A 15118-nucleotide genomic window follows, 5' to 3' on the forward strand; every position below is an offset into this window, starting at 1 on the left:
GTGCACTCCCGCTCCCGCGCACGCGACGTGTGCACTGATAATCCGAAGAGGCGATTTCCGCTTCCAATTCATGCAGATATCGTCCTAGAAGAGCCAATCTACGGAAGCCTCGTCAAACGAGAATTCTCAGTCGGTCCAATCACATAAAGGGCTGATCGGAGTTAAAATACCTCAATAAGATGAATAGCTTGGACCGCAAATTTGCCACCGCGCCGATGATGGATTGGAACGAGAGTTCAAGTTTTACAATTGGTTAGACGCCGGCGTGTGCACGACGTGCACCGGGAGATCTAGAAAAATCTTACGACAGCATATGAGCGCAGACGTCTTAAGGCGCTGGAAACCGCTGCGCAATGGGTGGGCGCAGGGAGGCAGTTTATCAATGAAGCGCGGAGTTCGTTGACCCTCCCGCGCAACCGCAGGACGGATCATCGTCGATCTCTACGCGGCCCGCATTTCGGCGAGGCACATCAGGTGTGGGCAGGGTGCGGAAGTTCGGCGTCCCCTAGGCCAGGATGAAGTTCGAATCGTGCAGCGTTCCGACGTAGTTGGTCAGGTGGATCTCGACATCGTTTGCATCCAACACGCCGTCGCCATTGACGTCGATCTGAAGGGTTGCATTCCCGCTTGCATTGTCGACGCGCGCCTCGGATTGCGGAGCTTGCGCCGTTCCGTCGAACGTCCCGGTGCCGACGAAGTGAACCGCTCCGGTGAATCCATTCGGCCCGGTCATGTTCTTGAACGTGAACGTGTCGCTGGTTGCATCGAAATTGACGATGGTATCGCCATTGCCGGTCTGCGAGTCGCCGACGGCGTTGAAGTTGAAGTTCACGGCCGAGGACCCGACGGTGATCATGTCGGCGCCGGCCCCGCCGGTTATCGTCGTGGCGGTCGCGCCGGTGCCGATGGTGATGAAGTCGTTGCCGGCGCTGCCGTTGACGGTCTCGGTATTGACGACCGTGACGCCGCCAGCGGTCGATTGGAAGTTGATGGTGTCGTTGCCGGCGCCCATGTCGAACACCGTTCCGAACGACTGTTGCGTCACGGTCAGCGTGTCGTCGGAAGCGCTTCCGTTCAGCTGCGCCATATTGAACAAGCTGTCGAGCGAGTTGACGCCGGCGGCGAGGTTCAGCGTGTTGTTGCCCTGTGCGAGGTTAACCGAGACGCCGGTGACGTCGTTCAGCAATGTCAGTGTGTCGTCGGACGGCGCGCCCGATAAGTCGTTGCTGCTGATGGATTCGACGTTGCTGACCGCAACGGAGTTGGTGCCGCTGGCCAGTATGAGCGTGTCGTTACCGCCGCCGAGATCGATGGCGATGCCCGACACATCGTTGTTGAGCTGCACGAAGTCGTCCAGCGCGTTGCCGTTGATGTGCTGGATGTTCAACACGGTCAGCGATAGGCCGCCAGAGCTGAAGTTCAGAGTATTGTCACCCGCACCGAGATCGATGATCGAATTGTTGTTCGGCCCGAAGACGCCGTCAGTCACCTTCAGCACGTCATCGGATGACGTTCCGTTGATGTGCTGGACATTGAAGATGTCGACCAGCGAGTTGGCGCCTGCGGCGAGATTCAGCGTGTTGTTGCCGTTGCCCAGGTTAACCGAAACGCCGGTGACGTCGTTCAGCAGCGTCAGCGTATCGTCCGAGCTACCGGAGAAATCGCTGCCGTTCACGTTTTCTACGTTGTGGACGGTGAGTGAGTTGAGGCCGTTGGCGAGACTGACAAAGTCGTTGCCCGCGCCGCCATCGATCGACAATCCGTTGGCGTTGTTGGTCAGGCTGATGAAGTCGTCGCCGCTGCTGCCGAGGACGTTTTCGACGTTGGTCAAGGTGAGTGAGGCGCCACCGGTCGCCAGGATCACGGTGTCGTTGCCAGCGCCGAGATCGATCGGATGCCCGAAGCTGCTGCCTCCAACCATAAGGTAGTCGTCGCCTGCCGTTCCGTGGATGGCGTTGCCGTTGGCTCCGAGGCCCATGCTCGAGATGTCGATCGGGTTGGCTGCTGTCCCCGAGGCGAGCAGGGTGGTGACGTCGCTAAACTGGAGAACCTCGACATTGGTGAGAACGTCGGTGCCGTCCCGGGCGGAATTGGAATCCGCGACCTGGATCTGTCCGCCTGCGAGGGTCGTGATGGTGTAGGCCGAGGAGGGACCGGTATAGATGGCCATGTCGGTTCCGGCACCACCATCGATCGTGTCGGCGCCGGCCTGGCCGGTGATCTGGTCGTTGCCGCCGCCGGCATTGATCGTGTCGCTACCGCCGCCGCCGAAGAACAACTCATTGCCGCCGCCGCCGATCAGGGTGTCGTTGAAGTTCGATCCCTGGACGGAATTGACGCCGCCGGTGATGGTGTCGGTACCGACATTGGCGAGATCGCCGCCGGCCGTGCCATGTGCGGTCCCGAGCGACAGGTCGACCGTCACGGCGGCCGCCGCCTGCGCATAGGCGATGCGTGTGTTACCGTTGCCGGTGATGGTGTCGTTACCGCCGAGGCCCTCGAACAGGTTGAAGGTGCCGCTATTGAAGGTGCCACTATCGGTGAATCCGGTCGCGTCGTAGGTGTCGGCCAATTGGCTTCCGGTCGCGCTGTTGGCGCCGGAGAAGGTATCGGTTCCGACGGAGGCATCTCCCGTCGCAGTGCCGGCGGCGAGGTGGATCGTCACCCCGGCAGCAGCGCTGCTGTAGATCACCCGGGTGTTGCCGTTACCCACGATGGTGTCGTTACCGCCGAGACCTTCGAACTGGTTGAACGTGCCGTTGTTGCCGATATTGAGGGCTCCGGCGGTGCCGAATGTGCTGGCGTCGTATGAATCGTTGAAATTGGTGCCCTGGATCGCTTCGATCGAACGCAGCGTGTCGTTACCGATGGACGCATCGCCCGTGGCTGTTCCCGCGCCCATATTGACGGTCACCGGACCAGTCGAGAAGTAGATGTTGTTGTAGCTCGCGAGGTCGAAGCCGCCGCGGCCATCGATGTAGTCGTTGCCGGCGAGACCGGTGAAGGTTTCGGTACCGGTGGCGTTGTTGCTGCCGAGCAGGGTGTCGTCGAACATCGAAGCCTGGATGGCGTTGACGCCGGAGAAGGTGTCGCTGCCGGTCGAGGCGTCACCCGAGTCGGTTCCGGCCGCGATGTCGACCGTCACTCCGCCGGTGGCGTTGACGAAGGCAAGGCGCGTGTTGCCGTTGCCCGTGATGCTGTCGTTGCCGCCCATGCCGTTGAATTCGTTGAAAGTACCGTTGGAGCCGGGATTGACACCGGATCCCGAGAAGCCGACGGCATTGTACGTGTCGACGAAATTGGTGCCGCGGATGGATTCGATGGAAACGAGCGTATCTGTCCCGATCGTGGAGTCTCCGGTCACGGTTCCGGCTGCCATGTTGGCCGTGATACCGGACGCCGTTGCCGGGTCGAGCGCATAGTCGGCGCGGTCGAAACCACCGCGCCCATTGAGCGTGTCGTTGCCGCCGCGGCCGTCGAATATCTCGACCGTGCCGCTGGCGTTGTTGCTGCCGAGGAGGGTGTCGGCGAAGGCGGAGCCGATCACGGCAGCAAAGCCCGATCCGACGAGGGTATCGGTGCCGACATTCGCCGTATCGCCTGCGGCGGTGCCGTGGGCGGTTCCGGCCGCGAGGTCGACCGTCACGGCTGCGGCTGCGCTGACATAGGAGAGGCGCGTCATCGGCGCCCCCTGGCTGTTGGCATCGCTGATAATGGTGTCGTTGCCGCCGCGGCCTTCGATCTCGTTGAGGCCGAGCGGATTTCCCGCAATACCGCTGTCGCCGAGGAACCCGGACGTATTGATCGTGTCAGCGAAGTCGCTGCCGACGATGGCCTCGATGTTGACGAGCGTGTCCGAGCCTGATCCGCCGGTCACCGTACCCGCGGCAAGGTTGACGGTGATGGCGCTGGTGGCGTCGGTATAGATCGCCCGATCGAAGCCCTGGCCGCCGTCCAGCGTATCGTTGCCGCCGAGCCCCTGTAGCTTGTCGTTGCCGCCAAGGCCCTGGATGGTGTCGTCGCCGGCCGTGCCAACCAGATTATTGTTGCTGGCATCTCCGACGACGAGTGCGCCCGTCGTGACGCTGATCGTGATGGTTTTGTCGAAGGTGAGCCCTCCGGAATCGGTGTCGCGCACGACCACCTGCTGTGGGCCAGCGGACAGTGCGCCCGCAACCACCAGACTGTTGCCGCTGACCGCAAACTGGCCCCCGGCATTGTCGAGCAGCGAGAACGTTGCACTATCGCCCACATCCGGGTCGACCGCCGAGAGTGTGCCGACAACCGTGCCGTTGGCCGTTCCCTGCGGCACGGTGGCGTTGGACAGTGAAATGGCGGTCGGCGCCTCGTTGACGTTGGTCGTCGCGATGGTGAACGTCGTGTCGTGGGACAATCCGCCGGAATCGGTGGCACGGATCGTGACCTGGTGGGAGGCCGCCTGCTCGAAGTCGAGCACGGCGGTGGTGACCAGATTGCCGTTCGAGATCGCGAACAGGCCGCCGGCATTGTCCGTGAGCGTGAAGGTGGCGCTGTCGCCCGCATCCGGATCGATCGCCGACAGGGCGCCGACGACGGCGCCGGCCGCGCTGTTCTCCGCAACCGAGGCGTTGGACAGCAGCACGGCGGTCGGCGCCTCGTTGACGTTGCCAGTGGCGATGGTGAAGGTCTTGTCGAAGGACAGCCCACCGGCATCGGTGGCGCGGACGGTGACCAGGTGCGAGGCTGCCTGTTCGTAGTCGAGCGGGGCAGTGGTGACGATATTGCCGTTGGCGATGGCGAACAGGCCGCCGGCATCATTCGGCAGGGTGAAGGTGGCAGAATCGTTCGCATCCGGATCGATTGCCGCGAGGCTACCGACGATGGTGCCGGCGGGCGAATTCTCCAGAACGGACGCGTTCGTCAGGGTGACGTCGGTCGGAGCCTCGTTCACATTGGTGACGCCGATCTGAAGCGTCTTGCTGAAGGTGGTACCCGCGGTATCGGCGACCTGCACGACGACCTGATAGGAGGCCGCCTGCTCGAAGTCGAGCGGTGCCGTGGTCACGAGGTTGCCGTTCGAGATCGCGAACAGGCCGCCCGCGCTGTTCGTCAGCGTGAAGGCGGCGCCGTCGCCGGCGTCCGGGTCGGTGTCCGACAGCGTGCCGACGACGGTGCCGGCGGGGCTGTTCTCCGCAACGGTCGCGTTGGAAATCGCGATGTCGGTCGGTGCGTGGTTCGGCGCGATCACCGCGAAGTTGGCATCGCTTAGCGAGCCGGTGAGGCCGTTCATGACGACCACGATGTCGCTGCCGTCGATCGTGCCGTTGCCGTCGACGTCGATCTGGAGCTGGGTCTGGCCGTCGACATTGGCGAGGATCGCCTCGGTATGCGGTGTCGCGGGCGAGCCGTCGAGCACGCCCGATGCCATGAAGTGCACCGAGCCTGCGAGACCTGCGACGCCGTCCAGCAGGAACTGGTCGTGCGCGGCATCGAAATTGTTGATCGTGTCCTCGCCGGTCATCGTGGAGGAATCGGATGCATCGGTGTAGCGGATAATGTCGGTCGCGGCGCTCGCCGTGATGACGTCGCTGCCGACGCCGCCGGTCACGGTCGTGGTGCCTGACGCGTTGGCGATGGTGATGAAGTCGGTCTGGCTGCTGCCGTTGACGTGTTCGACATTGGCGACGGTGACACCACCGGTGAAGCCGGTCAGATTCAGCGTGTCGTTGCCGGCACCGAGGTCGATGGTGTCGCCGCCGGCGTCGTTCAGCATGGTCAGGACGTCGTCCGACGCCGTGCCGTAGATGTGCTGGACGTTGAAGGCGGTGATCGAATTGGTCCCGGCCGCAAGGTTCAGGGTGTTGTTGCCCTCTTGCAGATTGACGGTCAGGTTGCTGACATCATTCAGCAGCGTCAGCGTGTCGTCGGACGCGGCGGAGCCTGTGCCGCCGATATAGTCGCCGGTGCCAACGTTCTGGAGTCCGGTCAGCGCGAGGCTGTTGCTTCCAGCCGCGATTTGCAGGCCCGAATTGCCGCCGCCGAAGTCGATGGCGAGGCCGCTCTGGTCGTTGGTCAGGGTGTAGAAGGCATTGGCCGACGTGACGACCATATGCTCGACATTGTGGAGCGCGAAGCCTCCAAATTGCGAGCTGACCGTCAGCGTGTCGTTGCCGGCGCCGAGATCGATCGATACATCGTTGTTCGGCGAGTATAGGCCATTGGCGATCGACAAGGAATCGTCGGAAGCCGTACCGTTGATGGTATCGACGCTGAAGATGTTGACGAAGGCGTTGGCGCCGGCGGCGAGGTTCAGCGTGTTGATGCCGTTGGCGAGGTTGACCGACAGTCCAGTTACGTTGTTGAGCAGGCTCAGCGTGTCGTTGGAGAGGCTGCCGGTCGCGAAGTCGCTCCCGTTCAGGTTCTCGATATTGCTCGCGCTGACGGAGTTCGAGCCGTTGGCCAGATTGACGGTGTCGTTGCCGCCACCCATGTCGATGGTCAGGCCGTTGACGTTGGAGGCGAAGCCGACGAAATCGTCGCCGGCGGTACCGACGAGATACTCGACATTGGCGAGGTTGAGGTTGTAGCCGCCGGTGACGCCGAGGATCACGGTGTCGTTCGCGCCGGCGCCGAGGTCGATGAGGTGGCCCGACAGGCCCTGGTTGATCTTGACGTAATCGTCGGCCGATCCGGTCGCCGACGTGAACGGATTGGTGGCCGCGTTGAAGTACAGCCTGGTGTCGGAGAGGTCGACGGGGTTCGCGGCGCTGCCCGACGTGATCAGGACGGTGCCGTTGGTGAATTGCAACGCTTCGACGTTGGTCAGCGTATCCGTGCCGTCGCGTCCGGCGACGTTGTCGGTCACCGTGGCGTGGCCGGCGCCGTCGGTCGAAATCGAATACTGAGTCTTGGTTCCGGAATAGATGGCGATGTCGCCGCCGGCACCGCCGTTGATCTGGTCGTTGCCGCCGTTGCCGACGAACATGTCGCTGCCGGCGCTGCCGATCAGGGTGTCGGCGAAGGCCGAGCCGGTTACGCTGAAGACGCCGGTGAAGCTGTCAGTCCCGATCGCCGCCAGATCGCCCGCCGCGGTCCCGTGAGCCGTGCCGAGCGACAGGTCCACCGTGACCGCCGCCGTGGCATTGGCGTAGATCACGCGGGTATTGCCGTTGCCGGTGATGATGTCGTTGCCGCCCAGGCCCTCGAACTGGTTGAATGTGCCGTTGTTGCCGACGTTGAACGCGCCGGCCGCTCCGTACCCGGTCGCGTTGTAGGTGTCGGCGTTCACCGTGCCCTGGATGCCCTCGATCGAGCGCAGCGTATCGGTGCCGATCGAGGAATCGCCGACGACGATGCCGGCCGCCATGTTGACGGCGATGCTGCCGGTCGACAGGTAGATGTTGTTGTAGCTGGCGATGTCGAAGCCGCCGCGGCCGTCGATATAGTCGTTACCGGCATTGCCGGTGAAGGTCTCGGTCACGGCCGTGTTGTTGCTGCCGTAGATCGTGTCGTCGAACATCGATCCCTGCACAGCGTTCACGCCGCTGAAGGTGTCGGTGCCGACCGAGGCGTCTCCGGTGGCGGTGCCCGTGCCCGGCGTCGCGCCGGTTTGCAGGTCCACGCTCACGCCGGCGGTCGCATTGTTGAAGCTGATGCGGGTGTTGCCGTTGCCGATGATGGTGTCGTTGCCGCCACCACCGGTGAATTCGTTGAACGTCCCGTTCGATCCGGCATTGATGCTGGTCCCGGAGAACCCGGTAGCGTCATAGGTGTCGGCGAAATTGGTACCCCGGACCGCTTCGATCGAGATCAGGGTGTCGGTCCCGACGGAGGCGTCGCCCGTGACGGTGCCGGCGGCCAGGTGGACCGTGATGCCCGATGTCGTGGTCGGATCCTGGTTGTAGTCGGCGCGGTCGAAGCCGCCGCGGCCGTCGAACGTGTCGTTACCGGCGAAGCCCGAGAACACTTCGACGGTGCCGAAGCCGTTATTGCTGCCGCGCAAGATGTCGTCGTGGCTCGAGCCCCAGACCGACTGGATGCCTCCGTGGAACGTGTCGTGCCCGACGGACGCGTCGCCGTCGGCGGTGCCGGCGGCGAGGTCGACGGTCACGCCGGCGGTGGCGCTCACATAGGAGACCCGCGTCAGGAAGGCGCCCTCGGCGTTGACGGTGCCGGTGATGCTATCGTCGCCGCCGCCGCCCTCGAATTCGTTGTAGCCGATCGGGGAGCCCGGGATGCCGGAGACCCCGGTGAATCCGGTCGCATCATAGGTGTCGGCGAAGGCACTGCCGACGATGCCTTCGATGTTGACGAGCGTGTCGCTGTCGACGCCCGCGCCCGACGCGGTGCCGGCGGCCATGTTGATGGTGACGCCGCCGGTCGCATCGGTGTAGAGCGCGCGATCGAAACCAGCGCCGCCATCGATATGATCGTTACCGGCATTGCCGGCGATCCGGTCGTTGCCGGCTCCGCCGAACAGCAGATCGGCACCGTCGCCGCCCGAGATCTGGTCGTTGCCTTCGCGTCCGTCGATGGTGTCGATGGCTGCCGTTCCGGTCAGGACGTCATTGCCCGACGTGCCGAGGACGAGGCCGGCTGGACTGGCGACCACCGCCTGGCTCACCTGGGTCGACAGATTGTCGACATAGGTCTGGGTCACCGCGGAGGTTTGGTTGGGGTCGGCGAAGTTGGTGATGGCCGCGAGCGAGGCTGTTGCGTCGCCCTGGGCGACCTGGGCCGCCTGGGCGATGGTGGTGACGTCCTGGGCGCCCTGGATGCTGGCGTTGGCGGCCTGGACTACGCTGGTCACGGTCGTCAGGGCGTCGGAGCTGACGCCCGCGCTGGTCGCGATCGACTGGACCGATGCGCTCGAGGTCAGGATGGTTTCGCCGGGATTGAGCGTTACGCTGCCGGGGTTGGCGATGGCGTCCGCGATCGCAGCGACCACATCCGTCGACGAAACGCCGACGGCGGACATCTGCGCAATCGTGCTCTGCACCTGGACGCCGGCCGACAGCACGGCGGTCGCTGCCGTGTCGCCGGAGACGGCGGCGGGGACCGGATCGTAGGTCGTGATGTCGATATGGGTCGGGTCGATCCCGAAGGCGGTTGCGACCTGGTTGGTCGCATCGGCCGTCGAGACTCCGGTCGCGGCGATGGTCGTGATCAGGGTGGTCAGCGGCGTGACGACCGTAGATCCCTCCGGCGCCTTGAGCGTGCCCGAGAAGGCGAGCCCGGTGGAAATGTCGGTCCCGCCGGACATGATGAGGGTGCCGTGGGGGTTGTGCAGGGTGAAGCTGCCATCGGCATTGGTGACGGCCGAAGCCTCACCCGTGTCGTAGGTGCCGTTGCCATTGGCGTCTGCGAACACGAACGCGCCGGCGACGTAGCCGTCGACCGCGCGGGCGCTGGAGTCGCTCTGACTTGCCGAGACGTTGACCGTCATCAGGCCCGAGGCGAAGGCCTGTTGGCCGTTTTCGATCGATGCGACCGAGACGTTGAGCACCAACGTGTCCTGGTGCGCGTCGGCTCCGGGGATCAGTGCAAGCGTCGCCAGCGTGGCGGCGTCGGAGGGCACCTCCCAGTGGCCGTCGCCGTCGAAGAAGGTGCCGTGGTTGAGCGTATAGCCGGACGGAATGCCGGTGATGACGATCGGCGCCAGCGTGCCGCTATCGTCGACCAGATGGGCCGCAATGGAGAGCGAAATCGGGGCGTCGTCGGCGCCCGAGGCGGTTGCGATTTGCAGGGCAGGGGCGTCCTGGGTGCCGTGGATCGTGAACGCAACAGGCTTTTGCGTGCCGTCGACGGAGGAGACGGTGAAGGTCTCGATCCGGACCTCGTCCGCCGCGAGGCCCTGCACCGCAGCGTTATTGACGCTGTAGGTGTAATGGCCGTCGGCGGTGATGGTGAGCTGGCCGAGATTGCCCGCAGCCGATACCACATTGGTGGCGAAGGCGGACTGATCGTGATCCGCATCGCTCATCGTCAACTGGCCCGACACCGACAGGGTCGGCGTCGTTGCGTCTTCGGTGACGTCGTGCGCCTGCGGATCGCCGATGGTGGCCGCATCGTTGGTGCCGTGAACGCTGAACGAAATCACCTTGGCGGTGCCGTCAGACGAATGAACGGTGAAATTGTCGATATGGGTATCGCCAGCCGCGAGCGACTGGGTCGCGGAATTCGCAACCGCGTAGGTGTAGGTGCCGTCGGCCGCCAGTGTCAGGGTGCCGAGATTGCCGGCGCCCGTGATGGTGCCGGGCTGGAACGAGGACTGGTTCTGGTCCGGATCGACCACCGTCAACTGGCCTGACGCGACGAGGTTGCCGGAGGGCTGAACGCCGCTGTCTTCCGTGACGTCGTGGGTTTGCGGATCGCCGATGGCGGCGGCGTCGTTGGCGCCATGGATCGTGAAGGAGACGACCTTTGACGTGCCGTCGACCGATTTGACGGTGAAGGTGTCGACCTTGCTGTCAGCGGCGCCGAGATATTGCACGGCGCTGTCGGCAACCGCGTAGGTGTAGGTGCCGTCGGCCGCCAGCGTCAGGGTGCCGAGATTACCGGCGCCCGTGATGGTGCCGGGCTGGAACGAGGACTGGTTCTGGTCCGGATCGACCACCGTCAACTGGCCTGACGCGACGAGGTTGCCGAAGGGCTGAACGCCGCTGTCTTCCGTGACGTCGTGGGTTTGCGGAGCGCCGATGGCGGCGGCGTCGTTGGCACCATGGATCGTGAAGGAGACGACCTTCGACGTGCCGTCGACCGATTTGACGGTGAAGATGTCGACCTTGCTGTCAGCGGCGCCGAGATATTGCACGGCGCTGTCGAGGACCGAGTAGGTGTAGCTGCCGTTGCTCTGTAGCGACAGCGTGCCGATATTGCCGGCTCCCGGGGCAACGGTGGTCTGGAACGCGGCCTGGCCGGCGTCGGGATCGCTGATCGAAATGGTGCCGGATGCCGTCAGCGTGCTGCCGCCGACGTCCTCGGTCACGCTGGCGTTGGTGGGATCGCCGATCGTTGCCGGCGTGTTCGCCGGGGTCCCGCCGTGAATGGTGAACGAGACCTGCTTGGTGGTGCCGTCGAGCGAGGTGACCGTGAAGACATCGACCTTCGAAGCGCCGGTGCCGAGCTGGGCCGCCACGCTTTCCGCAACGGAATAGGTGTAGCTGCCGTCGGCCGCGAGCGTCAGATGCCCGGAATTTCCCGCCGCCGAAACCACCGTGGTTTTGAACGCTCCTTCGCCTTGATCGGCGTCCGAGATCGAGATCGAGCCGGTCGCGGTCAAGCTGAACTTGGTCGGATCGGAATAGACATCGTGCACGCTGGGAGTGCCAATGACTGCGGCATCGTTGATGCCGTGGATGGTGAAGGACACCTGCTTCTGGGTGCCGTCGTAGGCGGTCACCGTGAAGGTCTCGGTCTTGGTCTGCCCGGCGCCGAGATACTGCACCTTGGAATCGTCAACCGAATAGGTGTAGGCGCCGTTGGTCGCGATCGAGAGTGCGCCAAGCGTGCCCGCCGCGGCCGTCACGGTGGTCTTGAAGGTGGACTGGTTCTGGTCGGCGTCGGAGATCGAAATGGTGCCGGAGGCGGTCAGCGTGGTGGGATTGGCATCTTCGGTCACGTCATGCACGGTCGGCGTGCCGATGATGGCGGCGTCGTTGGCCCCGTGGATAGTGAACGACACCTGCTTGGTGGTGCCGTCGAGTGCCGTCAGGGTAAAGGTATCGACCTTGGTATCGCCGGCGCCGAGATACTGCACCGCGCTGTCGAGCACGGCGTAGATGTAGGCGCCGTCGCTGCCGATGATCAGCACGCCGAGATTGCCGCTGCCGGCCAGCAGCGCCGGCTGGAATGCGGCCTCGCCCTGGTCGGCGTCGGTGATCGAGACGGTGCCGACCGCGTAGAGGATCGGGTTGGTGGCGTCCTCGGTCACATCGTGCACGGTCGGCGTGCCGATGATCGCGGCGTCGTTGACGCCATGGATGGTGAAGGACACCTGTTTGGTGGTGCCGTCGAGCGAGGTGACCGTGAAGGTATCGACCTTGGTCTGTCCCGCGCCGAGATATTGCACGGCGCTGTCGGCGACGGAGTAAGTATAGGTGCCATTGGCTGCAAGGACGAAGTTGCCGAGCGTACCAGCGGCCGACGTCACCGTCGTCTTGAAGGCGGCCTGACCCTGGTCGGCATCCGAGATCGAGATCGACCCTGAAACCGACAGGGTAGGCTGGCTGGCATCCTCGACCACGTTGTGCTGGGTCGGCGTTCCGATCACGGCTGCGTCGTTGGTGCCGTGGATGTTGAAGGTGATCTGCTTGGTGGTGCCGTCGAGCGCGGTGACCGTGAAGACATCGGTCTTGACCTGGCCGGCTCCGAGATATTGCACGGCGCTGTCGGCGACCGAATAGCTGTAGCTGCCGTTGCTCTGCAGGACCAGATTGCCGAGGTTGCCTGACGCCGAGATTACGGCGGTCTTGAACGCGGCCTCGCTCTGATCGGCATCCGAAATCGAGAGCGTGCCGGTCGCCTTGAGGGTGGGGCTGGTGGCATCTTCCACCACGTCGACGACGGTCGGCGTGCCGATGATGGCGGTGTCATTGACGCCGTAGATGGTGAAGGCCACCTGCTTCTGGGTGCCGTCGAGCGAGGTGACCGTGAAGCTATCGACCTTGGTGTCGCCGGCGCCGAGATACTGCACCTTGCTGTCTGCTACCGAGTAGACGTAGGAGCCGTTGGCAGCGATGGTGAGGGTGCCGAGATCGCCCGAAGCGGCGATGACCGTCGTCTTGAAAGCCGCCTGCCCGGCATTGGCATCCGAAATCGAAATCGATCCCGCCGCAACCAGCGTCTGCAGATTGGTGTCTTCGGTGACGGTCGAATTCGTCGGCGTACCGATGATCGCGGCTGAATTTGACATGGCTGTGCCCCTCCCCAAAATTTATTGGTTAGCTGTCCAAACCCGGTTGGCTTTGTCAGTGTCGGCGCTCAAATGTTGCGTCGGTTGGATGGAAGTAAAAGCGTTTGGCGATCTGCAAAATTTTGGAGAATGTTTCTGAGAATGCGAAGTGCGTCAAGCTGGAAACAGAAAATAGGGAAAACTACGTACTGAAGCGCACTGCACCATCGAACAAACAGCCCTCGGTTGCATCACGCGAGCATGGCGTACGCCCTTGTATGACCGCAGAAACTTCGATGCGGACGTATGTCATATCAACTCAAAAGAGAATTCGCATCGCGAAACATCCTCAGTTGGCGCCTGTTCTACGACGTGCCCGATTGCACACAAAGGAAATTTCAATGCGAAGACGGATCGCCAGTTGGCTGCTCAGATGCGATTGACACTTCGCAAATGTTGCTGACCGTCCGGCGATGAAATCAAAGAAATGGAGGCTCTTATGGTCACCGCACAAGCCATCCACATAGCACCGGCCATTTCCGACATGACCCAAACGGGGCAATCTTAGCCCACTGCTTTTGCTCGCAGTGGCTGCGATGCTGCGCCTCGCTCTTCCTCAGCTGTGCCTTGCTGAGACCACCCTTGGTCTTCGCCGGCGGGCTCTTCGAATTTGCCGCGCAATGTCATGTGGCATCGGGCGTTGCTGACGTCGATGAATGCGCAGCCGGATGTTTTCGGCGCTCCTGGACATTTCACGGTGGGCTCATGGGGCAAGGGTGAAAGACGGTCTTCTGCATTGTCTTTGGTAGGACGAACCTTGCTATGATTGGCCCCAATAGGTCATAGATTGCTGGAGTTAGCTCAAACTCGCCCATGATGGATTGGAGCGAGAGTTTAGGGTTTTCAATTGGTTAGATAGCTGCGTGTGCGCGGCGTGTGCACCGAGAGATCCATAAAAATCCAGTCATGATCATTGTGGGCGTACGTTTTGAAGAGCAGGGCCGCGGTCGTCGCAGCTCATTCCGTGGGTTGAACGCGAGTGGCAACATCAGCCTCAATCACCGGAGGCCTTCCGCGCAATCGTGACCTGCTGTGCGCAACGCCGTGCGTGTGGGGCGCCGTTTCGCGGAGAGTGTGGCCCCCCGGTTACGGGGCCGTGTGCTGCACATCAAAAAAGTATCGGTTGCATATTGAAATCGTGGTGGCGGGCCCGGATACCGGTCGCTACGATCCCTAATGAGAGGAAGCGCTGAGCAATTCAGCCGATAAGGGGACAGGGGCGGATCATCAAAAACCGCACCGGCCCGAAGGGAGCGGATATGGAACCGGACCTGGAAGTTGTCCAGATACGGCGCGGCGAATCGTTCAAGGCGTGGTCGCACGGCTACCCATTCCACACGGTCCGTTGGCATTTCCACCCTGAATACGAGCTGCACCAGGTCGTGGCAACCAGCGGTCGGTATTTCGTCGGCGACTTCATCGGCGAGTTCGAGCCGGGCAATCTCGTGCTGACCGGCCCCAACCTGCCGCACAATTGGGTGAGCGATCTGCCGCCGGGGAGCACCATCCCGCTGCGCGGACGCATCCTGCAGTTCAGCGAGGAATTCATCGGCGACCTCACGAAGGTCATGCCCGAGCTCTCGGGCCTTGCTGCGCTGCTGGAATTCTCGCGGCGCGGCGCGCTCTTCACCCGCAGCACCAGCGACAAGATTGCTCCGCTGATGGAGGAGATCGCGGCGGCGAACGGTGTGCGCCGGATCGAGCTGTTCCTGATGATCCTGGGAACGCTCTCCCGCGCCCGAAGCGCGCGTCCGCTCTCCAGCCCGAACTATTTGCCTGACCCCTCGGGATACATGTCCGCAGGGATGAACAAGGCGCTCGCCTTCATCCGGCAGAACCTGACGCAGCCTTTCGGTGAAGCTGAGCTCGCGGCGATCGCAGGCCAGTCGCAAAGCGCGTTCTCGCGTTCCTTCCGCCGGCACACCGGCATGTCGCTGGTGCAATACGTCAAGCGGCTCCGCATCAATCTCGCCTGTCAGATCCTGATGAGCGACGAGCAGGCGTCCATCACCGACATCTGCTTCGAGGTCGGCTTCAACAATCTCTCCAATTTCAACCGGCAGTTCTTGGCCGAGAAAGGCATGCCGCCTTCGCGGTTCAGGCGATTGCTCGCGCAAAACAGCAATACGGCCCGCGCGGCCTAGCCGGCGAAAATAGCAAAGGAGGACGACCACACCGGGAAGAATG

The 15118-nt window shown here is 63.1% G+C and carries 2 protein-coding genes; one reads left to right on the forward strand and one right to left on the reverse strand.

Annotated elements, in window-relative coordinates; genetic code table 11:
• Window positions 1-505 precede the first annotated feature (505 nt).
• Window positions 506-12892, reverse strand: a complete 12387-nt coding sequence (locus AAFG50_RS17335; protein WP_028170790.1) for a VCBS domain-containing protein — start codon at window positions 12890-12892, stop codon at window positions 506-508.
• Between the two features lie 1298 nt (window positions 12893-14190).
• On the opposite strand from AAFG50_RS17335, the gene AAFG50_RS17340 reads away from it, so the two are divergent.
• Window positions 14191-15075 carry an AraC family transcriptional regulator gene (locus tag AAFG50_RS17340; RefSeq protein ID WP_028170791.1) on the forward strand — a complete coding sequence of 295 codons (885 nt, stop codon included), beginning with the start codon at window positions 14191-14193 and terminating at the stop codon, window positions 15073-15075.
• The last annotated feature ends 43 nt before the right edge of the window (window positions 15076-15118 follow it).

It is taken from the genome of Bradyrhizobium sp. B039 (assembly GCF_038965675.1).
Classification (GTDB): Bacteria; Pseudomonadota; Alphaproteobacteria; order Rhizobiales; family Xanthobacteraceae; genus Bradyrhizobium; species Bradyrhizobium diazoefficiens.

Bases quoted from the DNA above. Each gene is read 5' to 3' on its own strand.
- AAFG50_RS17340 (WP_028170791.1), top strand. From the start codon at position 14,191: ATGGAACCGGACCTGGAAGTTGTCCAGATACGGCGCGGCGAATCGTTC.
- AAFG50_RS17335 (WP_028170790.1), bottom strand. From the start codon at position 12,892: ATGTCAAATTCAGCCGCGATCATCGGTACGCCGACGAATTCGACCGTC.